Genomic DNA, 23,773 nt, shown 5'->3' with positions numbered 1-23,773 from the left:
TTTCCTCCAGCGCTCTTCCCGATTATAGCGCCCCCATGGAAAGCACAATTTTCAAGATATGCCCGAGCGCTCTGTGGCTCCAGGCGGAACTCGACGGCGTGTTCACCGGTGCGCCGGTCGACATTGCCGACGGTTTCATCCATTTTTCCACCGCCGAACAGGTCGCTGAAACGGCCAAAAAACATTTCGGGGGCCAGGATGATCTGGTCCTCGTCGCGGTCGATCCGGGGAAGCTCGGCGAGCCGCTTCGCTACGAGCCGTCGCGGAGCGGCGCTCTGTTTCCCCACCTCTATGCGCCTCTCCGTCTGGATGCGGTTCTGTGGGTCAGGCCGCTGCCGCTCGGTCCCGACGGGCATGAATTTCCAGATCTCGCGCCATGAAGAAGCTGCTCGATCTGGCCAGCCGGTCGATTCTCTTTTCGCTCGACCCCGAGCGGGCACACACGCTTTCGATCACCGCACTGAAATCAGGCTTCCTGCCCTGCCCGCCCGTCAAGCCCACGCCGAGGCTCGCGGTCAGCGTGGCCGGTCTGGATTTTCCAAATCCGGTCGGCATGGCCGCCGGGTTCGACAAGAACGCCGAGGTGCCGGACGCGCTTCTGCGTCTGGGCTTCGGCTTCGCCGAGTGCGGCACAGTTACGCCGCGCCCGCAGGCGGGCAACGAGAAACCGCGCATCTTCCGGCTGCCCGCCGAGGAGGCCGTCATCAACCGGCTGGGCTTCAACAATGAAGGGCTGCAGCGTGTCGTCGCGCGGCTTCGCGAGCGTGGGAAGAAGCCTGGCGTCGTCGGCATCAATATCGGCACCAACCGCGACAGCGACGACCGGATCGCCGCCTATGAGGAAGGCGTCCGCGCCTTTGCCGGACTGGCTTCTTACCTGACGGTCAATATCTCCTCGCCCAATACCAAGGGGCTGCGCGACCTGCAGCACCGCGAAAGCCTGGCAGATCTTCTGTCCCGAGTCATGGCGGCGCGCGACAGCGAGGCCGAACGGCTCGGCCGCCGCGTACCTGTGTTCCTGAAGATCGCACCGGATCTTACCGACGAAGGCTTCACCGACATTGCCGAGGAGGTGGCGGTGCACGAGGTGGACGGCCTTGTCGTCTCGAACACCACCCTTTCGCGCGATGGCCTCAAGAGCCCGGCGCGCGACGAGGCCGGCGGTCTTTCGGGCAGGCCCCTGTTTCCCCGATCCACCATCGCGCTCGCCAAGATGCGCAAGCTTGTCGGGCCGGCGCTGCCGATCATGGGCGTGGGCGGCATCGATTCGGCGGCAACCGCCATCGAGAAGATCCGGGCAGGCGCCGACCTCGTGCAGCTTTACACCGGCATGATATACGCGGGGCCCGGCCTGCCCGCCCGCATCGTCGCCGACATGGATGCTTTCGTGCATTCGGCCGGCCTGGGTTCCATCCGCGAACTGCGCGACACCCATGTTGCCCGCTGGGCGGAGCGTCCGCTGGCGGTTTAGCGCGGATTTTTCCTCCAGCCGCTTCAGCCGAAGGTCTGGCGGGCCCGGTAGGGCAGGATAGCCAGCAGGCTCAGGCCGCGCACGATCAGCCATATATGCATCGAAGCCCACAGCCCGTGATTGCCATAGGCCATGCCCAATGGGAGAAGTGAGGCAACGTAGGCGACAAGCGACAGCAGCATCATATTGCGCATGTCGCGGGACCAGGTCGCACCGATAAACACGCCATCCATTTCGAAGGCCAGAAAGCCGCTGACGGCGATCAGCGCCGCCCAAGGGAGATATTCCAGCGCCAGGGCGCGTACAGCGGGCGCCGTGGTGACAAGCGCGATCAGCGTCTCGCCGAACAAGTAGAAGGCCGCGGTGGCGCCCAGCGCCAGCACCAGGCCCCACAAACCGCTCAGGAATACGGCCCTGCGAAACGCTGTCCATTGCCGGGCACCCACGGCCCGTCCCGCCAATTGCTCGGCCGCGGTCGCGAAGCCGTCGAGAAAATAACCGGCGATGAAGAAGAAGTTCATCAGAACGGCGTTGGCCGCGAGCGTAATCGTGCCGAGTTGCGCGCCCTGCCGCGTGAACAGCGCGTAGGCGGCCAAAAGCGTGAAGGAACGGGTCATGATGTCGCCATTGAGCGCGATCATGCGCAGCATCGCGGCAATGTCGAACACGTGCTCGCGCCTTGGGTGCGGTTGGCCAGCGAAGCGGCGGAGCAGGATAACGCCACCGCCGAGCACGGCCAGCAGTTCGCCTCCGACGGTGCCCCATGCCACCCCTTCGAGGCCCCAGCCCAGCGTCAGCCCCAGATAGAAGGACAGAAGGATGTTCGCGCCGTTGAGCAGTATCTGCAGGAGAAGGCCTGTCGCGCCTTCTCCCCGTCCCAGCACGTAGCCAAGTATGGCGTAGTTCATCAGCGTCAGCGGCGCTGCCAGAATGCGTATCGCGATATAGGTCCGCATGGCCTCAGCGACACGTGCCTCCGGATCGATAAACCACACGCCGGCGGCCGAGATCAGCGGTCCCATGAAGATGATCGCAATGCCCAGCCCCACGGCCAGTGTCAACGAACGCAGCAGAACCGCCTGCTCTTCCCGCGTCTCGCCGCCCCCGAAGGCCTGTGCCACCAATCCCGTTGTGCCGGAACGCAGCGAATTGAACGTGTTGAAGACGACATCGAAGACGATCGCGCCCGCCGCCAGGCCGCCAAGCAAGGCCGGGTTGCCCAATTGCCCGACCACCGCCGTATCGACCAGGCCCAAAAGAGGTGTGGTGAGAAACGCAAGCGTCATCGGCACGGCGATGGCCAGAACACGCCTGTTAGTCACCTCGAACGGCGGCTGTGCATTTTCCTCTGCGGCGTGGTCCACGGGCCGGATCAATTCGTATATTGAATGAACACCCTCAATGCCCCGCTCACCAATGCGAAGGCAAGGGGACCACCTGGAGTTCTCGATAAGCCAGAGGGTTCGTACAGCATATGTTCTTGAAATCGTGGCGCCGGAAAACTCATGCTGCAGATCGTTCACCATCCTGATTACGATGCCCGATTTCCTGCCAGCCATCGCTTTCCGATGGGCAAATATACCGCTCTGATGAAGGCTCTTCGTGACCGCGAGCTTACCAGCGAAGGTTCGCTGCACGAGCCGGCGCCGGCGCCGCTGGACACACTGGCCCTGGCCCATCACGCGCATTACGTCGACCAGGTGATCAACAACTGCGTTCCACCCGAAATCGAACGGGAAATCGGTTTTGCCGTGGACGAAAGGGTTTCCCGCCGCGCAAGTCTCGCGACGGCGGGCACCCTGTTGGCGGCACGCCTGGCGCTGAAATGCGGCATTGCCTGCAACACGGCCGGCGGCAGCCACCACGCGCGGCGCGCCCACGGAACGGGCTTCTGCACCTTCAACGACGTCGGCGTAGCGGCAAGCGCATTGCTCGGCGAGGGGATGGGCCGCATTCTCGTGGTGGATCTCGACGTACATCAAGGCGACGGCACCGCCGACATCTTCGCGCGAGAGCCCCGCGTTTTCACCTTCTCCATGCACGGCGCAAACAATTATCCGGCGCGAAAGATCGCCTCGGATCTTGACATCGGCCTGCCTGACGGGACAGGCGACGCCGGGTATCTCGCGGCGCTGGCGGAAGCCCTGCCGCGGCTGCTCGATGCCGGACTGCCCGAGATCGTCTTCTACAATGCCGGGATCGACCCGCACGGCGAGGACAGGCTCGGCCGTATGACCCTTTCCGACGACGGTCTCCGGCGCCGCGACCGAATGGTGATCGAATTTTTCCGCGCGAGAAGCATTCCCGTTTGCGGCGTCATCGGCGGCGGATATTCACGCGACATCGCCAGTCTTGGCAAGCGACATGCAATCCTGTTTGAAACCGCATCGGATTTCGCCTGAACCCTATTATCGCCGAAAGCTCAACAGCCGCAGGATGATGAAACCGGGCACGACGATGAACGCGCCAAGCAGGATGTAGCCACCCAGCCTTCCCAGCGCGTCAAAGCCCATGTTCCAGATGCCCAGAACCGTGTCGCGCAGCGAATAATAGACGTCGAGCGGCGACCAGTTGAACACGTTCATGATGAAGCCTACTATGAAGGAGACGATCAAGAGCTTGATCAACACGCGCAACGGGCTGTCGCCCAGGAATCTGGTCAATGCGGACACGGTGTACCCCGTTTAAAATGGCTTTCCTGCACATAGCCATGGAATGTGGCGGCATCAACAGGGTTGGCGAAATCGCGGTGCTGTTCAGCCGCGATAGACGCAGCCCTCAGCCTGGCCGTCCGGGCCGCGCGAAACCACGACCTCGCTCAGGGCAGGCAGGTCTCCGCGCAGCTTCTGCCAGATCCACGCCGCGATGTTTTCCAGGGACGGGACCGACAAGCCCTCTACCTGGTTAAGATAGCCATGATCCAGCGTCTTGTGGATCTCCTCTATCTTGCGCTCGACCTCATAAAGGTTAGCAGACCAACCGAATTTCGGATCAGGCTCTCCTGTAAGGGCGATGCGCACTTTGAAGGAATGGCCATGCAGCCCCGAATAGGGCGGCAGTTCGTGTGCGGCCTCGAAGGTGAACTCTTTGTAGGTCTCGACTGGATTTGTCACGGGTCGGTATCCATGCCTAGTTAGTGAAGTTTAAGCGAACAAGGTCGCTTGTATCAGCTTTTTGTTTTTCTGCGCCAATATTTCGACGCGTCCGTTTCGGTGGTGGTCTTTCCAGAAATCCAATATTAACATGCTCTTAGCCTATATGCGCCATGCTTTGTGAAATATTGCGGTCGCCTTGCAAGCTCAGGTAGAGGGGAAAATCATGAACACCGAACTTAATATCCGCTTCACATGCCTGCCAGTGATGATCTGCATGGGGATTCTGATCGCGTTCGGGTTGCATTCGACCGCGCAGGCCGAGACGCTCCCGACGCCTGCCGGTGAGACCATTCTCGTCATCGATGGGAATATCGAGAACACGAATGCGGGTGACGAGGCCCATTTCGACCGCCAGATGCTCGAAGGGCTCGGCATGGTGGAAATCGTTACCACCACGCCCTGGTATACAAGCGCCGCCACATTCGAGGGCGTACCGCTTACCAAACTCATGGAATATGTAGGCGCCAAGGGAACCGAAATCGAGGCCGTCGCACTCAACGACTACCGCACGACCATACCCATTTCCGATTTTGCCGAGTTCGGCACGATCCTTGCCATGAAACGTGACGGAGTCGAGATGCCTGTGCGCGACAAGGGGCCGCTTTTTATCATCTACCCCTATGACAGCAACGCCGACCTCCATGCCCAGAAGTATTATTCCAGGTCTGTCTGGCAAATTGCACGCATGAATGTGAGGTAAGCCTTGCACGCCGGCACTCCAGGAACCAAAGCCGCGTCGAGGCAGGAGATGGCCATTCGCCTGATCCGCTACATGCTCGCCTCGAGCATGGTGGTCCTGCTGCTGGCGGCGGTCTACATCTCGTTTCTCGTTCACAAGCGCCAGGCGCTGTTCGAGGAGGTGTCGCAGTACAACGTGGCCTTCAGCGCCAGCCAGGGCGTGAACGAGTTTCTTCGGTTCAGGAAGGAACTTTTTGAGGCCCTTCTGGCTGAAAAGTCCGCCGCGTCCGTTCAGAAGGCGCGTCTGCGATACGAGATTTTCCTCAATCGGCTGAGCCTTTTCACATCCGGCGACTTCCACACATTCGTGCTCGAGGAACCCCACCGCCAACGGGTGATCGAGCGGGCCTCCGAGACGATGAAGGAAGTGGAACCCCTCATCGCCGAAGACGGCGACATCAGCAGGGCTATCGCGCTGACGGAAACGCTGGAGGCGGACCTCACCGGTTTGGTTTCCGAGGCGAACAGCTATGGCGGGCAGGCCGTCGCCCGCGATCAGCGGCAACTCTATGTCCTGCACTGGCAATTCACCGCCATCACGATACTGCTTGTGCTGTGCGGTTTCGGGCTCTTCGCGCTCAATAGCTGGCAGACGCGGTTGCTTGAAGCCACCCGCAGGTCGCTTGCCGCTTCGAACGAGGACCTTCAGCGCACCGGCGCGCAACTCGTGACCTCCAATATCCGGCTCGCTGAGCAGAACAGGCTGTTCGAGACGGCCCTCGACAACATGACCCATGGGCTCGCGATGTTCGATCCATCGGGCCATCTCATCGTCTCCAATCGCCGGATGGCAGATCTGTTCGGGCTATCCTTCGACGAAGCCGAACGCGGCACAAGCCTGGAAACCCTTGCACAACGGATGAAGGAAGCCGGGACCTGCTCAGCCCACGACGCACGATTGCTTTTCAGCCGGCAGGAGCAGAATCCGCTCATAGCAACGATCGCCGGCGGGCGCATCGTGATGGTTTCGCACAAGCCCATGGACAGCGGCGGCTGGATTTCCACTTTCGAGGACATCACCGAGAGCTATTCGGCGCAGATGAAGGTCTCCCATATGGCGCGGCATGACGCGCTGACCGACCTGCCCAATCGTGTGCTCCTGCGCGAACGCCTTGCCGAAGCTTTGGCGGCCGATAGCAGGCGCGGCAGATTCACCTCCATCATGTGCATCGATCTCGACAACTTCAAAAAGATCAACGATGCCTATGGGCACCCGTTCGGCGACAAGCTCCTGTGCGAGGCGGCCCGACGGTTGCAGACGGCCTGCCGCGGGGGCGATACGGTCTCCCGCGTCGGCGGCGACGAGTTCATCGTGGTCCACGGCAATCTCGCCCATCCCGACCAGGCGGCGGCGTTGGCCGGACGTCTCGTCGGGGCGCTTTTGGAGGTCTACAACATTGATGGGCGGGAAGTGCTTGCCGGCGGCAGCGTCGGCATAGCGATCGGTGGCGGCGACCTCTACGAAGTGGATGTGCTGCTGCGCAATGCCGATTTGGCCTTATATGAGGCAAAGCACGCAGGCGGCGGCTCCTATGCCTTCTACAACGAAGCCATGTCGGCAAGGATGGAGCGCAAATCCGAGATCGAGAGCCTGCTTCTCGCCGGCCCATTCGACGACCAGTTCGAGCTGGCTTATCAGCCGATCACCAATCTCAACACGGGCAATGTAGCGCGTGTAGAAGCGCTGCTGCGCTGGAAAGATACGGCCGCCTGTTCGGCGACGCCGCAAGAGATCGTCAAGGTTGCGGAAGAAACAGGAATCATTCTCAGCTTGGGCGAATGGGTACTCAACGAGGCCTGCATCTTCGCTGCGGGCCTCGACGACGATATCTGCATTGCCGTCAATCTCTCACCGGTCCAGTTCGAGCGCAGCAACATCGTCGAAACGGTGCAGGATGCCCTGCATCGATCGGGGCTGTCCTCGAACAGGCTTCATCTCGAGATCACTGAATCGCTTCTGCTCGACGACAATGCCGAGGTGCGCACAGACCTGCAGATACTGCGCAGGATGGGCGTGAGAATTTCGCTGGATGATTTCGGGACGGGCTATTCCTCGCTCAGCTACCTGAAGAAGTTCACGGTCGACCAAATCAAGATCGACAAGGTCTTCATCGAGGAAATCGGCATCAACCGGGACCACAATGCCATCGTCGCCTCCATCATCACCATGGCCTCCAGCCTCGGCATGACGACTGTGGCCGAAGGCGTGGAAACGACCGAGCAATTGCAGATCCTGCGCGGCGCGGGCTGCGACGAGGTGCAGGGATACCTGCTCAGCAAACCACTGCCCGGTCCGGCCCTCATCGACTACCTGGCCGGCGTGAAGGACGGCGTTCTGGCGCGCATTATGCAGCACTGACTACAGCATCTGCCGGGGAACCGGGTCCGATTTTCGGAAAGCACTGTGCGTGGACCCAAAAACCTACGGCGCCGGGAGGCTGGAGCGGGCGATCGGGATCGAACCGACGACATTCAGCTTGGGAAGCTGACGTTCTACCACTGAACTACGCCCGCCCTCTGGCACCCGGCCGACAGTGACGACTGCTTTCGGGCGCGCCATTAGATCGCGATGAAGGCCCTTCCTGTCAAGGCGGATTGTGCGTCCGCTTACCCATGCGCCTTGACGCGACCCGTTTTACATACCACCTGTTCGCCGGCCATCAGCAACCGGTTGTTCCCATCGTGCAAGCCCTGAAACAGTTCCTGGAATCCCGCCGCTTCGAGATGACGATCACCGTGTTGATCGTTCTCAACGCAATCACTCTTGGCCTTGAGACATCGGAGCGCGCTATGGCGGCGGCCGGCCCGCTGCTGATGGCGTTCGACAAGCTGATCCTGGGCGTGTTCGTGCTGGAGCTGGGCACCAAGCTGGCCGTCTACCGCGGACGCTTCTTTCGTGATCCCTGGCGTGTTTTCGATCTTCTCGTAGTCGGTATAGCCCTCGCCCCCGCAACGGCCAATTTCTCGGTGCTGCGGGCACTGCGCATCCTGCGGGTGCTCAGGCTGGTATCGATGGTGCCTTCGCTCAAGCGCGTGGTGGGCGGGCTTATAGCGGCGCTGCCGGGCATGGGTTCTATCATGCTGTTGCTGGCGCTGGTGTTCTATGTCTTCTCGGTAATGGCGACGAAACTCTTCGGCACCGACTTTCCCGACTGGTTCGGCACCATCGGCCGTTCGGCCTATTCCCTATTCCAGATCATGACGCTGGAAAGCTGGTCCATGGGCATCGTGCGACCGGTCATGGAAGTCTTCCCCTGGGCGTGGCTGTTCTTCATCCCGTTCATCGTGTCGACCACTTTCACGGTGCTGAACCTGTTCATCGGTATCATCGTCTCGGCGATGCAGGCCGAGCACGACGCGGCAGCCACCGCCGAGCGCAGTGCCATGCAACAGGAGCAGGAGGTCATCTTGGTCGAAATCCGGGCGCTGCGCGACGAGGTGCGGGCTTTGAAGCGCCAGAATGTGGAGTGATGTCAGGCGATGAAATGCTTGGACAATTTCAGCGCCTGGCCCTGGTAGTTCGACTTCAGGCCCGTGCCGTATAGCGCCTTGGGCCGCGTGCTCATGCGCTCATAGACCAGCCGTCCGACTATCTGGCCGTGCTCCAGGATGAAAGGCACTTCGTGGCTACGCACTTCCAGCACGGCGCGGCTGCCCGTTCCGCCCGCGCCCGAATGACCGAAACCAGGATCGAAGAAGCCGGCATAATGGACGCGGAATTCGCCCACCAGAGGGTCGAACGGCGTCATCTCGGCCGCGTAGGCGGGCGGCACGTGAACCGCTTCGCGGGAAACGAGGATGTAGAACTCGTCCGGATCCAGAACCAGTTCCGCCTTGCCGTGATTATAGAGCGGCTCCCAGAAGTCGGTCACCGAATGGGCCGCCTTCCTGTCGACGTCGACCAGGCCGGTGTGGTGCTTGGCGCGGTAGCCGACGAGGCGGTCCTGACCGCCGGTCAAGTCAATGGAAAGCGCAATCCCGCCGCCGGAGATATTGGGCGTCTGCGCTGCCACCAGCGTTTCCGTCTCATGCAGTGCCGCAAGCTCGGCCTCCGTAAGCAAGGCATTGCCCCGCCGGAAACGTATCTGCGAAAGCCGCGATCCGGCACGCAGGATGATCGGAAAGGTGCGGGGGCTCACTTCCAGATAGAGCGGCCCCTTGTATCCCGGCACGATCTTGTCAAACTCGGGACCGAAATCGGTCATCACGCGGGTGAATATGTCGAGACGGCCGGTCGAGCTTTTGGGGTTGGCTGACGCGGAAATATCGGCCGGCAGGGAAAGCCCTTCCATCAGCGGCACGATATAGACGCAACCGGTCTCCAGCACCGCGCCCTCGCCCAACGGGATCTGGTGAAGCCTGAGGCGGTCGAGCTTCTCGGAAACCCGGCTCTGCGGCCCGGGCAGGAAGCTGGCGCGCACGCGATAGGCGACGTCCCCGAGGCGCAGATCGAGGCTGGCCGGCTGCACTTGATCCGGGTCGAGCGGGCCCAGCGCGGTCAGCGCGCCGCTGTCGAAAAGCGCTGCGATCTCAGAATCTGGCAATATGCCTGCTGGGTCCACGTCATGCCTCCGAAAGCTGGTGAGCGAGCTTTAACGCCGGCCGCAATTGACGCAAGGCGCGTCGCCGTCTAAAGAGAATTTATCCCGTGGTGATTTGGCCGGTCGGCTTGCAGCCACGTAAAACAAGTCGCTAAAAGGCCGCGGCAACGACCTGTCACCAGGGCGCTCGAACCGGCAAGCGGCTTCCCGCGGCCGGTTTTATTTTTTGAGCGAAGACGATGACAAGCAATTTTGGCAAAGACTGGAAACCGCAAACCGCCCTTGTCCATGCGGGCACGCTGCGCTCGCAGTTCGGCGAGACCTCCGAAGCCCTCTATCTGACGCAGGGTTTCCTCTACGACAGCGCGGAAGCCGCCGAAGCCCGTTTCAAGGGCGAGGAGCCGGGCTTCATCTATTCGCGCTACGCCAATCCCACCGTCGACATGTTCGAAAAGCGCATGTGCGCGCTGGAAGGGGCAGAGGATGCCCGCGCCACGGCGTCGGGCATGGCGGCGGTTTCGGCGGCGCTGCTCTGTTCGCTCAAGGCCGGCGATCATGTAGTGGCTGCGCGCGCTCTCTTCGGCTCCTGCCGCTGGGTGGTGGAGACGCTGATGCCGCGCTACGGCATCGAAGCAACGCTCGTCGACGGCAAATCGGTTGTCGCATGGGAAGAGGCCATTCGGCCCACCACCAAGCTGTTTTTCCTGGAAAGCCCCACCAATCCAACGCTGGAAGTCTGCGACATCGCGGCGATCGCCCGATTGGCCGACAGCGCCGGCGCGCGTCTCGTGGTCGACAATGTGTTCGCCACGCCGCTCCTGCAAAAGCCGCTGGAGCTGGGTGCCCATGTGGTGGTCTATTCCGCGACCAAGCATATCGACGGTCAGGGCCGATGTCTGGGCGGCGTCGTGCTGTCCGACAAAGACTGGATCGATGAGAACCTGCACGATTATTTCCGCCATACCGGGCCCAGCCTTTCGCCCTTCAATGCCTGGACGCTTCTGAAGGGTCTTGAAACCCTGCCGCTTCGGGTGCGCCAGCAGAGCGAGAGCGCCGCTCGTGTCGCCGATTATCTGGCCGAACACCCCAAGGTGGGTCGCGTCATCTATCCCGGGCGCAAGGACCATCCCCAGGCAGACATCGTGGCGCAGCAGATGACGGGCGGCTCCACGCTGGTCTGTTTCGACCTCAAGGGCGGAAAATCATCTGCCTTCGCCTTCGAGAACGCGCTTTCGATCATCGGCATCTCCAACAATCTGGGCGATGCCAAGAGCCTGGTTACGCACCCCACCACCACCACGCACAAGAACCTCACCGACGAGGCGCGCGCTGAGGCAGGAATTGGCGCGGGCACGTTGCGCCTGTCGCTCGGGCTGGAGGACGCAGGCGACCTGATCAGGGACATCGAGCAGGCGCTGGAGGCGGCGTAGCGGGAGGCCGCTACCTCAGTTCCCGTCGGGCCAGCACGATGCGCGACAGCGCTGTGTAAAGCGTTATCGACGCGAAAGCGTAGGCTAGCACCGGGAACCATGCGGGAAAGAGGCAGGCGAGCAGGAAGACGGCCAGCGTCTCGCCCGCCTCGGCTATCCCGGTGGTGAAGAACAGGGACTTGCTGCCGCGGGCGGTGCTGACCAGCCGGCGTTTTTCCGCCATCACCGCAAAGGTGAGGAAGCTCGCGCCGTTGACATAGAAAGCAAACAGCAGCACGGCGCCGGCAACGCCGTTGGCAGCAGGATCGAACAATACGAAGGCCAGCGGCACGGCGCCGTAAAAGACGAAGTCTAGCACGATATCGAGGAAGCCGCCGAGATCCGTCGGTCCGTTGATGCGCGCCACCGCGCCATCGACACCGTCGGCCAGCCGGCTGAGAAGGATGAGGACGAAAGCCGTTCCGAACCACCCGACAGCTACCAGCGCCGCAGCGGCAAGGCCCATGGCGCAGCCTGCCAGCGTGATGGCGTCGGCGCCGATGCCGCCACGCGCCGCACCGGCTGCTATGCGGTTCAACAGCGGATCGAGCTTCCGCCGGCCCCATCCATCAAGCAATGGCGATCCTTCCCACGATTGTCACGCGTTGATCTATATCGCGCGGCGACACATATCTCTTGTCACAATATCGTCAGCGGAAGGCCCATGTATCGCGCAGTGACGAATGACATCGAGGTTCAGGTGGAACCCTTTTTCCTGCCGGATCAATCGGACCCGGACGAGGGAAGGTTCGTATGGGCCTATCAGGTCACCATCGTCAACCATTCCAACGAAAAGGTGCAGCTCCTGTCACGCTACTGGCATATCACAGATGGGCTGGGGCGGACGCAGGAGGTGCGTGGCGCCGGTGTCGTCGGCGAACAGCCCGAGCTCGGCCCCGATGAGAGCTACCGTTACACGTCGGGCTGCCCGCTTCCGACCACATCCGGCATCATGGTCGGGCGCTATACGATGCGGTCGGCAGGCGGCGTGCTGTTCGAGATCGACATTCCGGCATTCTCGCTCGATCTGCCGGGAGCCGATGCGACTGTGAACTGAACGCGCCGCGAACAGTCTGGCTCTATCCCAGTTCCTCGGCATCGAACGCATATTCCTTGGCGCAGAATTCGCAGGTGACGCGAATCTCTCCGTCCTCTGTGCTTTCCTCGATTTCCTCCGCCGTGAAGCCTTCCAGTATCGCGCGGATCTTGTCGCGCGAACATGAGCAGTCGTCGACGACGTCGACGCCTTCATACACACGCGCACCCTGCTCGTGGAACAGGCGGTAAAGCAGCCGTTCGGTGCCCACCGACGGGTCGAGGAGTTCGTCCGTTTCCACCGTCGACAGAAGCGCGAGGGCCTCCTGCCAGGCATTGTCCTCAGGATGGCCGTTGCCGCCGTCGTCCTCATCGCCGTCGCCGCCCGGCAGGTCGGCCATACGGCCGCGCTCGGGCACAGAAGGCAGAAACTGCATAAGCAGGCCGCCAGCGCGCCAGCGCTCCGCACCGCCGCTCTCACCCGGCACGATGATGCGGGCCACGCCGAGCCGCACTTCCGTCGGGATTTGCTCCGACTGGCGGAAATAAGTTCGCGCGACGTCCTCGAGCGTCGAGCCGTCGAGTTGAACGATGCCTTGGTAGCGCTGCATATGGGCGCCCTGGTCGATGGTCAGCGCCAGGACACCTGCGCCCAGAAGCTGCTCGGGTGAAATCTCGCCGCGCTCGATCGCCTCGCGCAGCCGATCCTCGTCATAGCGCGCATAGGCGCGCACCGAACCCGGCGTCGTCAGGTCGGCGACCAGCATGTCGACGGGCCCGTCGGATCGGGTCTGGACGATGAACTTTCCCTCGAACTTGAGCGAACTGCCGAGGAGAACGGTGAGCACGATGGTTTCGGCCAGAAGGTGGGATACCGGCTCGGGATAGCCGTGGCGGCTCAGTATCTGGTCGAGCATCGGGCCGACCTGCACCGCGCGGCCGCGCACATCGAGCGTGTCCACGTCGAAGGGCACCACATGGTCATCGCCGGCAAAGCCGAATTCACCAAGTCTGAAATTCTGTTCGCTCACTGTTTGAAACACCAGGCAAGTACCGCTTTTTGCGCATGGAGGCGGTTTTCCGCCTCGTCGAACACGACCGAGTGCGGCCCATCGATGACCTCGTCCGTCACCTCCTCGCCGCGATGGGCAGGGAGGCAGTGCATGAAGAGCGCGTCGGCGGCTGCGAGCCCCATCAGCTTTTCATTGACCTGATAGGGCTGGAACACATTGTGGCCGCGGGCGCGGTGTTCCTGGCCCATGGAGACCCATGTGTCGGTCACCACGCAATCGGCGCCCCTCACGGCTTCCTCTGCCGAACCTGTCAATTCAACGCGTCCGCCATTGGCCCGCGCCCATTCGACAATGTGCGCCGAGGGCTCACTGCCGGCCGGCACCGCGATGTTGAGGCGGAAGTCGAACCGGGCGGATGCCTCGATCAGCGAGTGAAGGACATTGTTGCCGTCGCCGGTCCAGGCGAACAGCCGATCCTTCACCGGGCCGCGATGCTCCTCATATGTAAGTACATCGGCCATGATCTGACAGGGGTGCGTGTCATCGGTGAGACCGTTGATCACCGGCACTGTGGCATTTTCCGCCAGCTCGAGCAGCCGATCGTGCGACGTCGTGCGGATCATGATGGCGTCGACATAGCGCGACAGCACCTTTGCCGTATCGGCTATCGTCTCGCTGCGGCCAAGCTGCATTTCCGTTCCCGTCAGCATGATCGTCTCACCGCCGAGCTGGCGCATGCCGACATCGAAGGAAACGCGCGTCCGTGTCGAAGGCTTGTCGAAGATCATCGCCAAGGCCTTGCCGGCCAGCGGCTGCTCGCGCTCGCCGGCCTTGAGCCTCATCTTGCGCGCGCGCGCATCGTCCAGCATGGCGCGCAATTGATCTTCGGCAATGCCGGCGATGTCGATAAAGTGCCGTGGCGTGGTCATGCCGGTCGTCCCCTTCCTTTAGCCGCCGTCGCCCGTAGCAGCCGCGATGCCCTCAAGTGCCGCGTGCACGCGCTCCAGAGCATCCTGAATCTCCTCGTCCGACACGGTAAGCGGCGGCAGCAACCGAACGACGTTCTCGCCGGCCGGCGCGGCCAGCATTTTCCTGTCGCGCAGCGCATGCTGAACGAGCGCGTTCGGCTTTTTGCACCTGATCCCCAGCATCAACCCTTCGCCGCGGATCTCCTCGACGATATCGGGGAAGGTATCGGCGATGGCGGCAAGTCCCTGTTTCAGGAGCAGACCCTTGCGGGCAACACCTTCTAGAAAGCCCTCGTCGAGCAGAATATCCAGCACCGCATTACCGGTGGCCATGGCGAGCTGATTGCCGCCAAAGGTCGTACCGTGGACACCGGCGGTCATGCCCTTGGCAGCGTCCTCCGTCGCCAGGCATGCGCCCATCGGAAACCCGCCGCCGATGCCTTTGGCGACGGCCATGATGTCGGGTGTGATGCCCGACCACTCATGGGCGAACAGCCGGCCCGTGCGTCCCACCCCGCTCTGCACCTCGTCCAGGATAAGCAGCAGGCCGTGCTCGTCGCAAAGCTGGCGCAGGCCGCGCAGCGTTTCTCCTGGCAGGACGCGGATACCGCCCTCACCCTGGATCGGCTCGACCAGGATTGCCGCGGTCTCCTCCGTAAGGGCTTCCTTGACCGCCTTCAGGTCGCCGAATGGCACCTGGTCGAAACCCTCGACCTTGGGACCGAAACCTTCCAGGTATTTCTCCTGGCCGCCAGCGGCGATGGTCGCCAGCGTACGGCCGTGGAAGGCGCCTTCGAAGGTGACGATGCGGTAGCGACTTTCCTCGCCGTTGACGAAGTGATAGCGGCGCGCCGTCTTGATGGCCGCCTCCAGCGCCTCGGCGCCTGAATTGGTGAAGAAAACCTTGTCGGCGAAAGTGATCTCGACAAGCCGCTCACCCAGCCGCTGCTGCCCTGGAATCTCATAGAGATTGGAGGTGTGCCAGAGCTTGCCGGCCTGGCCGACCAGTGCAGCGACGAGATGGGGATGTGCATGGCCAAGCGAATTCACGGCGATGCCGGCCGCGAAATCGAGATAGCGCGTTCCGTCCTGGGCGATCAGCCAGGTGCCCTCGCCTTTTTCGAAAGCCAGGGGAAGGCGCGCAAAGGTATCGTAGAGCGCTGCATTGCTCATGGACACGTTACTCCGAATGCCGGCACTTGCCGCAGCTTTTCGAAAGGCGGGGCGGCCGATGAAATCAAAAAGCCGCCCGAGGGGCGGCATGCGAGCTCTATATCAGTGTTTTCCCGATGGAAGTCAACGCGGACGGCCAATCGGGACATGGAACCTCGCTGTCTTTGGGTGACAGTATTTCGCGCAAGTTGGGGAAAACCGAAAAAAGAGATTCGCACCGCCAGCCAGACTCTTGTCACGGAGTCAACCAATAAGGTAACTTGCGATTGTAACGACTATATTTCGTGCGGCGGACCATCACACCCATGCATATATGGTGTCTCCTCGGCTTTGCCGACGGAGGGACGATAGGGATTCCGCACGCTTGGACAGGAGCGTGTCCCGATGAACTGGACAGACGAACGCGTCGAACTCTTGAAGAAGCTATGGGCCGAAGGCCTGAGCGCAAGCCAGATCGCCGCGCAACTCGGCGGCGTCAGCCGCAATGCCGTGATCGGCAAGGTTCATCGCCTCAAGCTATCGGGCCGGGGGCGGGCTTCCGGCGCGCCCGCGCGCCAGAAGAAGACGGCGACGGCCAACGCCGGAACCGGCGGCGCGGCTTCGCGGCGGCAGCGCAGCACGTCGCGCACGATGACTGCGACGGTCGGCGCCAATGCGCTGCAGGTCCAGTTCGAAGAAGACGTCGTTGCCTACCAGCAGGTGCGGCCGGTGCAGAATGTCGTCGTGCCCATGTCGCGTAATCTGAAGCTGGTGGAACTCAACGAACACACATGCAAATGGCCGAACGGCGACCCATTGTCGGAGGATTTTTCATTCTGCGGCAATGAATCGGGAGATTCCGGCCCCTATTGCAACTACCACTCCAAGCTGGCCTACCAGCCGGCAAGCGAACGCCGGCGCAGCCGGTAAGTTCTCCTCCCTGGAACCTGGGGCGGCTTCGGCCGCCCCTTTTTTGTCGAAGAAGCGGTCAGCTTTCGGGATCGTCTCCGCTTGGCGCCACCACGCGATGGCTGCTGTCTTCTTTCGGCCGTTCCGACGGCAGTTGCGTGCCCGTGATGATGTGGTGCACGGTTTCGGCAATGTTGGTCGCGTGATCGCCGATGCGCTCGATGTTCTTGGCGCAGAAGATGAGATGCGTGCAGGCGGTGATGTTGCGCGGATCCTCCATCATGTACGCCAGAAGCTCCCGGAAGAGCGAGGTGTACATGGCGTCGATCTCTTCATCCCTGTCGCGCACGAACCCGATCTTTTCGGCCGAGCGCGAGGCATAGGCGTCGAGCACCTCCTTGAGCTGTGTCAGCGCCAGGTCCGACAGCGCCGACAGGCCACGGAACAGGCGCGTGGGTTGACGCGCCTCGGTGATCGCGACCGCGCGCTTGGCTATGTTCTTGCCCAGATCGCCGATGCGCTCCAGATCGCCCGAAATGCGGATCGCGCCGACGATCTCGCGCAGGTCCGCCGCCATGGGCTGGCGCCTGGCGATGATGATCACGGCCTTTTCTCCGATCTCACGCTCCTTCTCATCGAGAAAAACGTCATCCTCGACCACTTTACGGGCAAGACCGAGATCGGCGCCGACGAGTGCGGCAACCGCCTGCTCTACCATGCGCTCCGCATGGCCGCCCATCGAACCGATCTGGTTCGTCAGAAAGCGCAGTTCCTCGTCGAAGGTGCGCATGATGTGCTGGTTATTCATGCCTTTTCAATTCCCGATCTCTACCGCGTCACGTTTCCTTCCAAGCGCATGAAGGAGGTGATGGTCCATTGAGCCTGCGCATCGCGCCTTTCAAGAACCCTGGTGGCTCTCGGCAGTCGCTGAATCAATATATCCCGAAGGCCTACGCTAGCTACATGACGGGAAAAAGAAACCGTCGCACCCCATGCAGATTTTATTTGTCGGCTATTTCGAGCAGCCGCCGCGGCGGCACCGGTCAGGCAGGTGGAAAATGGACGGTGAAAGAGGACCCTTCTCCCACCTTCGACCTGACCGACAGGCGTGCGCCGTGCCGCGTCAGGATATGCTTGACGATGGACAGGCCGAGACCCGTGCCTTTCTGGGCGCGGCTGGTTTCCACGTCGACCCGGTAAAACCGCTCGGTGATGCGAGGGATGTGCTCCTCGGGAATGCCCGGGCCGAAATCCGTCACGGTGACGGTTGTCTCGCCGTTCGAGGTCTCCGCTTCAGCCGTGATAACAACCTTGCCGCCGTCGCTGCCGTATTTGCAGGCGTTCTCCATCAGGTTCTGGAATACCTGGACCAGCTCGTCGCGGTGAGCCGGCACTTCAAGCGGTGAACCCGGCAGGTCCAGCACGATCTCGACGCCCGATTCCGTGGCAAGGTGGGTCAGGCTGTCGGCAACGCTTTCGAGCAGCACACGCAGGTCGACCCGGTTTTCCGGCTTGGCATAGGGCTTTATCTCCAGCCGGGAGAGCGAGAGCAGATCGTCGATCAGGCGTGCCATCCGGCCGGTCTGGTCCTGCATGATCTGCAGGAAATTCTCCCGCGCCCGCGCGTCGTCACGAGCCGGGCCGCGCAGAGTTTCGATGAAACCGGAGACCGAGGCCAGAGGCGTCCTGAGTTCGTGGCTGGCATTGGCTATGAAGTCGGCGCGCATGCGATCGATGCGGCGGGCTTCGCTCTGATCCTTGAACAGAAGCACATGGAGACCGCTGCCTTCGCCGATGGCGGTGGCCGAGATGCGATAGGCACGCTCGACCGGCACCCGCTCGACATAATCGGCCGCCACAGCGTCCGCGCTCCCCTGAAGCACACGATCGATGAAGGCATGCATCTCGGGTTGACGAAACTTGAGCTGCACCGAGGATCCAGCAGCGATCGGCCCGAAGGCTTTTTCGGCCGCTTCGTTCGCATAGACGAAGGCTCCCTGGTCGTCGATGATGTAAAGCGGGTCCGGAACGGCGGCTGCCAGATGAACGGCGGAGAGCGTGTCGACGCGGCTGGCCGCAGCCATTCTCTCTCCGCCCGACTGCTCGGCCGCCATCGTTCCGCGGGCGGCGAGCGCGACGATGACGACCACGAGCGAGGCGCCGAAGGCAAAAAGCCCATTGCCGTTTCGTGATAGGTCGATGAAGAGAAACAGGATGAGCGCGGCGACGACCACGGGCCAGTGCCTGGACAGCCGCCTTGCGCCCGTCCGCAGCCAGCTTTGCAGCGATGCATCCCGTTCAGCCATACCCGCTTTCCATCCTTGCCCGCCGACAGCCTGCTTCGACCAATATCGGCTGGACCTTGCTTGAAGCCGTCAATAGCATGCCGCTGATTTCATTGCGCCTACCCAATCCCGACGCAGATACCGCCACGAGGAAACGCTTTTATGAACAAACCGCTGGACAAGTCCGCGCGCGAGATCAAGCTGAAGATCGACGGCAAGGAGCGCCTTTTCGACATCAACGAGCCGGAATTGCCCATCTGGGTCACGGACAATATGCTGACTGCCGGCGGCTATCCTTATGACCAAAGGATGAAGCGCAAGGAATATGACCGGCAGCTCAAGGCGCTGCAGATCGAGCTGGTGAAGTTGCAGGCTTGGCTGCAGGAGACGGACGAACGCGTGATGATCCTTTTCGAAGGGCGGGACGCGGCCGGCAAGGGCGGAACCATATCCAGGATCCGCAAGTACATGAACCCGCGCACCGCCCGCAATGTGGCGCTGACGAAGCCGACGGAAACCGAGCGCGGCCAATGGTATTTTCAGCGCTATATCGCGCATTTTCCGACTGACGGGGAGTTCGTGACATTCGACCGCTCCTGGTACAATCGCGCTGGCGTTGAACCGGTCATGGGGTTTTGCACACCCCGCCAGCACGAGCAATTCCTGGAAGAGGTTCCGAATTTCGAGCGGGCCATCGTCAATGACGGCATTCATCTGTTCAAGATTTGGCTCAATATCGGACAGGAGACGCAGCTCAAACGCTTCCACGACCGGCGGCACAGCCTACGGAAACATTGGAAGTTCTCGCCGATGGATGTCGCAGGCATGGAAAAGTGGGACGATTACACCAGGATGCGCGACATCATGCTGGACCGCACCCACTCACCCCATGCGCCATGGACGGTCGTACGGGCCAATGACAAGCGCAGGGCGCGTCTTGCCGTCATCCGGCGCATTCTTCTGTCGCTGCCCTATGCGGCGCGCGACCTTGAGGCAATTGGCGAGGAAGACGGGAAAATCGTTGCGTCGGGGGCGGATTTTCCCGGCTGAAAGGCTTGGCGCGGCGGGTGCGGCGTCTTTTCCCAATGGTGCGGATTCCTGTAGAGTTGCCATATGGCTCGCCAGGCGGCGGCCGACATAATGAGCCAATAGGCCGGTGTCAGACAGACAATGCGGAAGAAGCCTCGGCGCTCTGTAGGCGGCAGAGTCCACCAGCCGAGAGCCAGAAACGCGGTATGGCCGATCACGATGTTCATACAATCGATTACAAATAGGGCCACATGCTCGGCAACCGGCAGGCCATTTTGCATCGCCACCGCAAGCGCTCTGTAGCCTTCGCTCCGGTCGCCATAGAACCGAATGGTCGGCTCGGGGTAGGCATGGCCGTCGCCGCCTTCGCAGGACTCGAAAGTCTCGATACCCGCACTGCGCAGGACTTCCACGTAAGGGGCGATCTTCGCATCTAGTTGTCGATCCTCGGCAGGATTGTAATGCAGCATGGCATGCGTTCCTTTCGATGGAACCGAACACGCCTCCGAACCGCCGTGTTCCACAGCAGCGCAGATAACGTGATTGTCGGGGATTTCAGGGGTTTAAGGTAGCGGGTTTGTTGGTGCTTTTGCTACATAAGGCCGCGGAAGTGATTGGACGTGCCTCCCAGCGGCAGCACCAACCGCATGCTCGCCAGCCAGGGCAGAAGACCCCGGAACAGCGCCGAGTATTCGAAGCCGAACATGGCGGAAATCCAGCTACCGCTCCGATTGGAGATGGATAGCGGAGCCTGCAGGCATGCCAATCCCTCATCGCTTTCACGGAACCGCTGCCACGCCTCGATGAGCTGAAACGGGTGCGGTTTGTCCTCGGCGTCGTAGAGAACGACAAAATCGCCATTCGTCATCGGCAGGGCATAGGACAGGGCCTTGGGCTTGGTGCGCGGGCCGCCGGGAGGTACCTCGATCACCTCGATATAGGGGCGCAGTTGTTGCGCCCTGATCGCGGCCAGCGTTTCCTTATCGTCGCTTTCGCAAACCAGCTTGATCTCAAGCTTGCTGCGCGGCCAGACGAGCCGCCCTAGACCGAGCAGAAGATCGGGAACGATCTCGGCCTCCCGATAAAGCGCCACGAGAACCGTATAGACCGGCATCTCCGACGGCTGCACAGCGCGCAGCGCAGCCGTCGGCGTAGAGCCGCGAACCGCCAGGCCGGCGGCAAGACGCAGTCCCACACAAGCCAGGAAGAACAGTGACAGGATCACGTGAAGGCCCAGAACGGCGGGTTCCGGCCAGATCGCCAAGGTCACCGGCAACGCCACCGCGAGGGCACCCAACACAGCGCCCTGCCAGCCGGTGACGACGATCCTAGCCGACAAGGCGGGGGCGGCCTCGAAGAGGCCGTTGACAGCACGGTCAAGCAGCACCTCCTGCGCACGCACCTTGACCGCATCACGCAACGCCCTGGGCGAAATGAGGCGCAGCCGCCGGGCGATATGCGGACGCTGCCGGATGAAGCGCCTCATCGCAGGAATATTCAGCCTGTCAGGCGCAATCAGCACAAACGTCTCGCCATTTTCGCCAAGCGCCGCCGCGATGCGAACCCCGCCACGGCGCTTCAGCGCCTGAAGGCAGTGCTTTTGCCGCATCAGCAAGTCACGAGGGCGCAGCCGGGCCTGATAGCCAATACCCAGGCTGCGCGCCAATGCGTGGAAAAGTATCCCTTCGCTGGCGATACCCGAATTCATGAACTCGGTCTGGAAGGAGACCCCGGCAAGCTCAGCCCGTTCGGCGATGGGCTGCACCTCAACCGGAAGTATTCGCAGAAGAGCCAGCACCGGTAGCCAATCGTCTAGCCCGGACGGTTCTATACGGTCCCCGCTGCGATTGGTTGCCTTGCGTATTTCCGCATCGGTTCCATGGCGATAAACAGGGGTGTCGCCATTGAAAATCTGATCGGCATCGACCGCGACCCTGCCAACAGGGGCAGCGGCGCGCTCGGCGGCCATAGAAAGATAACTACACCGAACATGGACCGAAGCTGGCCCATACCGGCCACTTTCCTTGGCTTCGTCCCCAAGCGCGCCGGCTGAAACTGCGCGCACGCCAGCGGTCTCGACCGCAACGGCTGCCAACCGTTGCGGACCGTGAGACGGTCCGTTGTCCATGAATGCCCCCGCTTCAAGTGGAAGATCCGCACCGTATCCCCAAGGGGGCCTTCCGGTAGAGATATTGTGCACAATCTAGACGGACGTCAATACAGATAATGCAACCGGCGATATTCATCGCAGACGGGTTGTCGTTCACAACAGGACGCAAAAGCCGTATAGACCGGTGCAGCGGCAAAGGACGGTATGATGCGAAGACTTGCGATGATATTGCTGGCGCTGTTCGTCTTGGCTCTCCCGGCCAAAGTCTCCGCCGATGTCGCAATACCCCATGTATGGGAAACCAAGAAGCGGCTGGCGAAGCCGGATCTGAGCAGCCTGCCGCGCCTGCGATTTCTGACCACCACTGATTTCTTCCCGTTCAACTTTCTCGACGAGGAAGGTCGTCTGTCTGGCTTTCATGTCGACCTGTCGCGGGCGATCTGCGACGTTCTTGCGATAGCGGAGCGCTGCCAGATCCAGGCATTGCCCTGGAACGAGCTGGAACCGGCGCTTGCCAGCCGTCAAGGGGAAGCCATCATCGCCGGGCTGGCGATTACGAGCGACAGACGGATGGCCTACGCCTTCACACGCCCGTATCTGCAGTTTCCCGCCCGCTTCCTTGCCGCGCGCGAGAGTTCGATGGAGGAGCCAGTTCATCGTGCCGTCGATGGCCAGCGGGTAGGCGTACTGGACGCGTCGGCCCATGAGGAAATGCTGCGCGACCTGTTCCCTTCCGCCCGCCCAGTTACCTATTCGCGGGCCTCATGGCTCATGTCCGACCTGAAAGCGGAGAGGATCGATGCAGTCTTCGGAGACGGCATGCGTCTGGGCTTCTGGCTGGCCGGAGAAGAGGCGGAGGGATGCTGCAAGTTCTTAGGCGGGCCCTATCTGGCGCCCGAATATCTTGGCCAGGGGCTGGCCATCGCCGTCGACCCCGAGCACCCCCATCTGGCCGATGCGCTCGATTATGCCCTTCAGGAAATCGAGCTGTCGGGAACCTTCGACGAGCTTTACCTACGTTATTTTCCGGGTGGCTTCTACTGACTCGTCCTGCGGACGGCGTGGCTGCAGTGCACGGAACGGCAGCGCCAATGCCCATAAAAGGGTGGCTGTCGACCATCCCCTATAATCATCCAGCCCGATCTTCATACCTTCATGACCCAGCCTCGGCTGGGCGACATAGGTGCGGAACAGCCGGTCCCATACAGACAGATTGAAACCGTAATTGGAATCGGTCTCGGTGTTGATGGAGGAATGGTGGACGCGGTGCATGTCTGGCGTCACCACAACACGCCGGATGATGCGGTCCAGGCGACTGGGCAATCCTATATTCGAATGGGTGAACATAGACGTGCCGTTGAGCACGATCTCGAAGGCGAGCACCGCTAGGACGGGCGCCCCGAGCGCGACCACGACGGCGGCTTTCCACATCATCGAGATCAAGATCTCCAGCGGGTGAAACCGCAACCCGGTGGTGACGTCGAAGCCGTTGTCGGCATGATGCATTCGATGGATGCGCCACAGGAGCGGTATCTTGTGGCTGGCCACATGCTCCAGCCAGACCGCGAAATCCAGGATCACGAAGGACACGATGCCGGCCACCAGCGGCGACACGCCCAGTGCCGGGAACAATCCCCATCCGCGCGCCTCAGCCCAGAGCGCCGTACCGACGGCCGCAGCCGGAAATACGACGCGCAATGCCGCCGAAGAGATGAGCACGAGCGAGAGATTGGTGAACCAGCGCCGCGCTTTCCAGGCGCCGGCCATTTCGTCCCGCTCCAGCCGGGGCGACCACAATTCGTAGACGGCCATCGCGATAAAGATTGCCGCGAATGCGCCCAGCCTGATTGCCGCCTCGGAGAACATGACTTCGTTCATGCCGGCTATATCGTGCGCAA

The 23,773-nt window shown here is 61.8% G+C and carries 24 protein-coding genes, 1 tRNA gene and 1 riboswitch; of the genes, 11 read left to right on the top strand and 14 right to left on the bottom strand.

The window, feature by feature from the left end; all coding sequences use genetic code 11:
- Window positions 1-35: 35 nt before the first annotated feature.
- Both N1058_RS05160 and N1058_RS05155 read left to right on the top strand, forming a co-directional pair.
- Window positions 36-380, top strand: coding sequence for a DUF952 domain-containing protein (locus N1058_RS05160; protein ID WP_265516434.1), 345 nt, complete (start codon window positions 36-38; stop codon window positions 378-380).
- Entirely contained in the window at window positions 377-1,471 is a 1,095-nt protein-coding gene (locus tag N1058_RS05155) for a quinone-dependent dihydroorotate dehydrogenase (protein WP_265516433.1), read from the top strand. Before N1058_RS05160 ends, N1058_RS05155 begins: the two co-directional genes overlap by 4 nt.
- A 23-nt stretch (window positions 1,472-1,494) precedes the next feature.
- Here the strand turns inward: N1058_RS05155 and N1058_RS05150 are convergent, their stop codons facing one another.
- A complete protein-coding gene (locus N1058_RS05150; RefSeq protein WP_420847946.1) occupies window positions 1,495-2,835 on the bottom strand; it encodes an MATE family efflux transporter in 1,341 nt (446 codons plus the stop codon).
- 141 nt (window positions 2,836-2,976) lie between these two features.
- Here N1058_RS05150 and N1058_RS05145 point away from each other — a divergent pair, with 141 nt between their 5' ends.
- Window positions 2,977-3,873 carry a histone deacetylase family protein gene (locus N1058_RS05145; RefSeq protein ID WP_265516432.1) on the top strand — a complete coding sequence of 299 codons (897 nt, stop codon included), beginning with the start codon at window positions 2,977-2,979 and terminating at the stop codon, window positions 3,871-3,873.
- A gap of 6 nt (window positions 3,874-3,879) precedes the next feature.
- Here N1058_RS05145 and N1058_RS05140 read toward each other — a convergent pair whose 3' ends face one another.
- Both N1058_RS05140 and N1058_RS05135 read right to left on the bottom strand, forming a co-directional pair.
- On the bottom strand, window positions 3,880-4,143 hold the full coding sequence (locus tag N1058_RS05140) for a DUF6460 domain-containing protein (RefSeq protein WP_265516431.1): 264 nt from the start codon (window positions 4,141-4,143) through the stop codon (window positions 3,880-3,882).
- An 84-nt stretch (window positions 4,144-4,227) separates the two neighbouring features.
- Window positions 4,228-4,584, bottom strand: coding sequence for a 6-pyruvoyl trahydropterin synthase family protein (locus N1058_RS05135; RefSeq protein ID WP_265516430.1), 357 nt, complete (start codon window positions 4,582-4,584; stop codon window positions 4,228-4,230).
- 256 nt (window positions 4,585-4,840) lie between these two features.
- On the opposite strand from N1058_RS05135, the gene N1058_RS05130 reads away from it, so the two are divergent.
- Window positions 4,841-5,326, top strand: a complete 486-nt coding sequence (locus tag N1058_RS05130; protein ID WP_420847947.1) for a putative pterin-binding protein — start codon at window positions 4,841-4,843, stop codon at window positions 5,324-5,326.
- A gap of 48 nt (window positions 5,327-5,374) precedes the next feature.
- The gene (locus N1058_RS05125) at window positions 5,375-7,723 is read left to right on the top strand and encodes a putative bifunctional diguanylate cyclase/phosphodiesterase (protein ID WP_265516429.1); all 2,349 of its coding nucleotides are present in this window, start codon (window positions 5,375-5,377) and stop codon (window positions 7,721-7,723) included.
- 80 nt (window positions 7,724-7,803) lie between these two features.
- Here the strand turns inward: N1058_RS05125 and N1058_RS05120 are convergent.
- Window positions 7,804-7,878: transfer RNA gene (locus N1058_RS05120), tRNA-Gly, on the bottom strand.
- A gap of 168 nt (window positions 7,879-8,046) precedes the next feature.
- On the opposite strand from N1058_RS05120, the gene N1058_RS05115 reads away from it, so the two are divergent.
- On the top strand, window positions 8,047-8,835 hold the full coding sequence (locus N1058_RS05115; RefSeq protein ID WP_265516428.1) for an ion transporter: 789 nt from the start codon (window positions 8,047-8,049) through the stop codon (window positions 8,833-8,835).
- Window positions 8,836-8,837: 2 nt separating this feature from the next.
- On the opposite strand, the gene N1058_RS05110 is transcribed toward N1058_RS05115, so the two are convergent.
- On the bottom strand, window positions 8,838-9,926 hold the full coding sequence (locus N1058_RS05110) for a 2'-deoxycytidine 5'-triphosphate deaminase (RefSeq protein ID WP_265516427.1): 1,089 nt from the start codon (window positions 9,924-9,926) through the stop codon (window positions 8,838-8,840).
- A gap of 76 nt (window positions 9,927-10,002) precedes the next feature.
- A riboswitch (SAM riboswitch) is annotated at window positions 10,003-10,080 on the top strand.
- A 64-nt stretch (window positions 10,081-10,144) separates the two neighbouring features.
- Between N1058_RS05110 and N1058_RS05105 the strand changes: the two genes are divergently transcribed.
- Window positions 10,145-11,335, top strand: a complete 1,191-nt coding sequence (locus N1058_RS05105) for an O-succinylhomoserine sulfhydrylase (protein ID WP_265516426.1) — start codon at window positions 10,145-10,147, stop codon at window positions 11,333-11,335.
- A 10-nt stretch (window positions 11,336-11,345) separates the two neighbouring features.
- On the opposite strand, the gene N1058_RS05100 is transcribed toward N1058_RS05105, so the two are convergent.
- Window positions 11,346-11,951, bottom strand: a complete 606-nt coding sequence (locus N1058_RS05100; protein WP_265516425.1) for a CDP-alcohol phosphatidyltransferase family protein — start codon at window positions 11,949-11,951, stop codon at window positions 11,346-11,348.
- Window positions 11,952-12,038: 87 nt separating this feature from the next.
- Between N1058_RS05100 and apaG the strand changes: the two genes are divergently transcribed.
- Complete coding sequence (apaG, locus tag N1058_RS05095; protein ID WP_265516424.1) at window positions 12,039-12,431, top strand: Co2+/Mg2+ efflux protein ApaG; 393 nt, start codon at window positions 12,039-12,041, stop codon at window positions 12,429-12,431.
- Between the two features lie 22 nt (window positions 12,432-12,453).
- Here apaG and N1058_RS05090 read toward each other — a convergent pair whose 3' ends face one another.
- Genes N1058_RS05090 through N1058_RS05080 form a run of 3 tightly spaced genes read right to left on the bottom strand, consistent with a single transcriptional unit; the run spans window position 12,454 to window position 15,563 of the window.
- Window positions 12,454-13,440: an Hsp33 family molecular chaperone gene (locus tag N1058_RS05090; RefSeq protein ID WP_265516423.1), complete on the bottom strand. Its 987-nt coding sequence runs from the start codon at window positions 13,438-13,440 to the stop codon at window positions 12,454-12,456.
- Complete coding sequence (gene argF / locus N1058_RS05085; protein ID WP_265516422.1) at window positions 13,437-14,351, bottom strand: ornithine carbamoyltransferase; 915 nt, start codon at window positions 14,349-14,351, stop codon at window positions 13,437-13,439. The genes N1058_RS05090 and argF overlap by 4 nt, the downstream gene beginning before the upstream one ends.
- Before the next feature lie 18 nt (window positions 14,352-14,369).
- On the bottom strand, window positions 14,370-15,563 hold the full coding sequence (locus N1058_RS05080) for an aspartate aminotransferase family protein (RefSeq protein WP_265516421.1): 1,194 nt from the start codon (window positions 15,561-15,563) through the stop codon (window positions 14,370-14,372).
- Between the two features lie 384 nt (window positions 15,564-15,947).
- On the opposite strand from N1058_RS05080, the gene N1058_RS05075 reads away from it, so the two are divergent.
- A complete protein-coding gene (locus N1058_RS05075) occupies window positions 15,948-16,472 on the top strand; it encodes a GcrA family cell cycle regulator (RefSeq protein ID WP_265516420.1) in 525 nt (174 codons plus the stop codon).
- A 58-nt stretch (window positions 16,473-16,530) separates the two neighbouring features.
- Here the strand turns inward: N1058_RS05075 and phoU are convergent, their stop codons facing one another.
- Window positions 16,531-17,259, bottom strand: coding sequence for a phosphate signaling complex protein PhoU (gene phoU / locus N1058_RS05070; protein WP_265516419.1), 729 nt, complete (start codon window positions 17,257-17,259; stop codon window positions 16,531-16,533).
- A 235-nt stretch (window positions 17,260-17,494) separates the two neighbouring features.
- A complete protein-coding gene (locus N1058_RS05065; RefSeq protein WP_265516418.1) occupies window positions 17,495-18,757 on the bottom strand; it encodes an ATP-binding protein in 1,263 nt (420 codons plus the stop codon).
- 141 nt (window positions 18,758-18,898) lie between these two features.
- Between N1058_RS05065 and ppk2 the strand changes: the two genes are divergently transcribed.
- Window positions 18,899-19,786: a polyphosphate kinase 2 gene (gene ppk2 / locus N1058_RS05060; protein WP_265516417.1), complete on the top strand. Its 888-nt coding sequence runs from the start codon at window positions 18,899-18,901 to the stop codon at window positions 19,784-19,786.
- Here the strand turns inward: ppk2 and N1058_RS05055 are convergent.
- Entirely contained in the window at window positions 19,708-20,235 is a 528-nt protein-coding gene (locus N1058_RS05055) for a hypothetical protein (protein ID WP_265516416.1), read from the bottom strand. The two genes, ppk2 and N1058_RS05055, sit on opposite strands and share 79 nt — an antisense overlap.
- 122 nt (window positions 20,236-20,357) lie before the next feature.
- The gene (locus tag N1058_RS05050) at window positions 20,358-21,893 is read right to left on the bottom strand and encodes a glycosyltransferase (RefSeq protein WP_265516415.1); all 1,536 of its coding nucleotides are present in this window, start codon (window positions 21,891-21,893) and stop codon (window positions 20,358-20,360) included.
- Between the two features lie 189 nt (window positions 21,894-22,082).
- Between N1058_RS05050 and N1058_RS05045 the strand changes: the two genes are divergently transcribed.
- Complete coding sequence (locus N1058_RS05045; RefSeq protein WP_265516449.1) at window positions 22,083-22,919, top strand: transporter substrate-binding domain-containing protein; 837 nt, start codon at window positions 22,083-22,085, stop codon at window positions 22,917-22,919.
- Here N1058_RS05045 and N1058_RS05040 read toward each other — a convergent pair.
- Window positions 22,890-23,753: a sterol desaturase family protein gene (locus N1058_RS05040; RefSeq protein WP_265516414.1), complete on the bottom strand. Its 864-nt coding sequence runs from the start codon at window positions 23,751-23,753 to the stop codon at window positions 22,890-22,892. The two genes, N1058_RS05045 and N1058_RS05040, sit on opposite strands and share 30 nt — an antisense overlap.
- Window positions 23,754-23,773: the final 20 nt, after the last annotated feature.

Source organism: Nitratireductor luteus (assembly GCF_026162365.1).
In the GTDB taxonomy this organism is placed as follows: domain Bacteria; phylum Pseudomonadota; class Alphaproteobacteria; order Rhizobiales; family Rhizobiaceae; genus Chelativorans; species Chelativorans luteus.
This window is presented reverse-complemented; position numbering and strand designations above follow the sequence as displayed.

Excerpts from the sequence above, each read along its gene's own strand:
- N1058_RS05160 (WP_265516434.1), top strand. The coding sequence starts at position 36 with ATGGAAAGCACAATTTTCAAGATATGCCCGAGCGCTCTGTGGCTCCAG.
- N1058_RS05155 (WP_265516433.1), top strand. The coding sequence starts at position 377 with ATGAAGAAGCTGCTCGATCTGGCCAGCCGGTCGATTCTCTTTTCGCTC.
- N1058_RS05145 (WP_265516432.1), top strand. The coding sequence starts at position 2,977 with ATGCTGCAGATCGTTCACCATCCTGATTACGATGCCCGATTTCCTGCC.
- N1058_RS05130 (WP_420847947.1), top strand. The coding sequence starts at position 4,841 with ATGGGGATTCTGATCGCGTTCGGGTTGCATTCGACCGCGCAGGCCGAG.
- N1058_RS05125 (WP_265516429.1), top strand. The coding sequence starts at position 5,375 with ATGGCCATTCGCCTGATCCGCTACATGCTCGCCTCGAGCATGGTGGTC.
- N1058_RS05105 (WP_265516426.1), top strand. The coding sequence starts at position 10,145 with ATGACAAGCAATTTTGGCAAAGACTGGAAACCGCAAACCGCCCTTGTC.
- apaG (WP_265516424.1), top strand. The coding sequence starts at position 12,039 with ATGTATCGCGCAGTGACGAATGACATCGAGGTTCAGGTGGAACCCTTT.
- argF (WP_265516422.1), bottom strand. The coding sequence starts at position 14,351 with ATGACCACGCCACGGCACTTTATCGACATCGCCGGCATTGCCGAAGAT.
- N1058_RS05080 (WP_265516421.1), bottom strand. The coding sequence starts at position 15,563 with ATGAGCAATGCAGCGCTCTACGATACCTTTGCGCGCCTTCCCCTGGCT.
- N1058_RS05075 (WP_265516420.1), top strand. The coding sequence starts at position 15,948 with ATGAACTGGACAGACGAACGCGTCGAACTCTTGAAGAAGCTATGGGCC.
- phoU (WP_265516419.1), bottom strand. The coding sequence starts at position 17,259 with ATGAATAACCAGCACATCATGCGCACCTTCGACGAGGAACTGCGCTTT.
- N1058_RS05065 (WP_265516418.1), bottom strand. The coding sequence starts at position 18,757 with ATGGCTGAACGGGATGCATCGCTGCAAAGCTGGCTGCGGACGGGCGCA.
- ppk2 (WP_265516417.1), top strand. The coding sequence starts at position 18,899 with ATGAACAAACCGCTGGACAAGTCCGCGCGCGAGATCAAGCTGAAGATC.
- N1058_RS05055 (WP_265516416.1), bottom strand. The coding sequence starts at position 20,235 with ATGCTGCATTACAATCCTGCCGAGGATCGACAACTAGATGCGAAGATC.
- N1058_RS05050 (WP_265516415.1), bottom strand. The coding sequence starts at position 21,893 with ATGGACAACGGACCGTCTCACGGTCCGCAACGGTTGGCAGCCGTTGCG.
- N1058_RS05045 (WP_265516449.1), top strand. The coding sequence starts at position 22,083 with ATGCGAAGACTTGCGATGATATTGCTGGCGCTGTTCGTCTTGGCTCTC.
- N1058_RS05040 (WP_265516414.1), bottom strand. The coding sequence starts at position 23,753 with ATGAACGAAGTCATGTTCTCCGAGGCGGCAATCAGGCTGGGCGCATTC.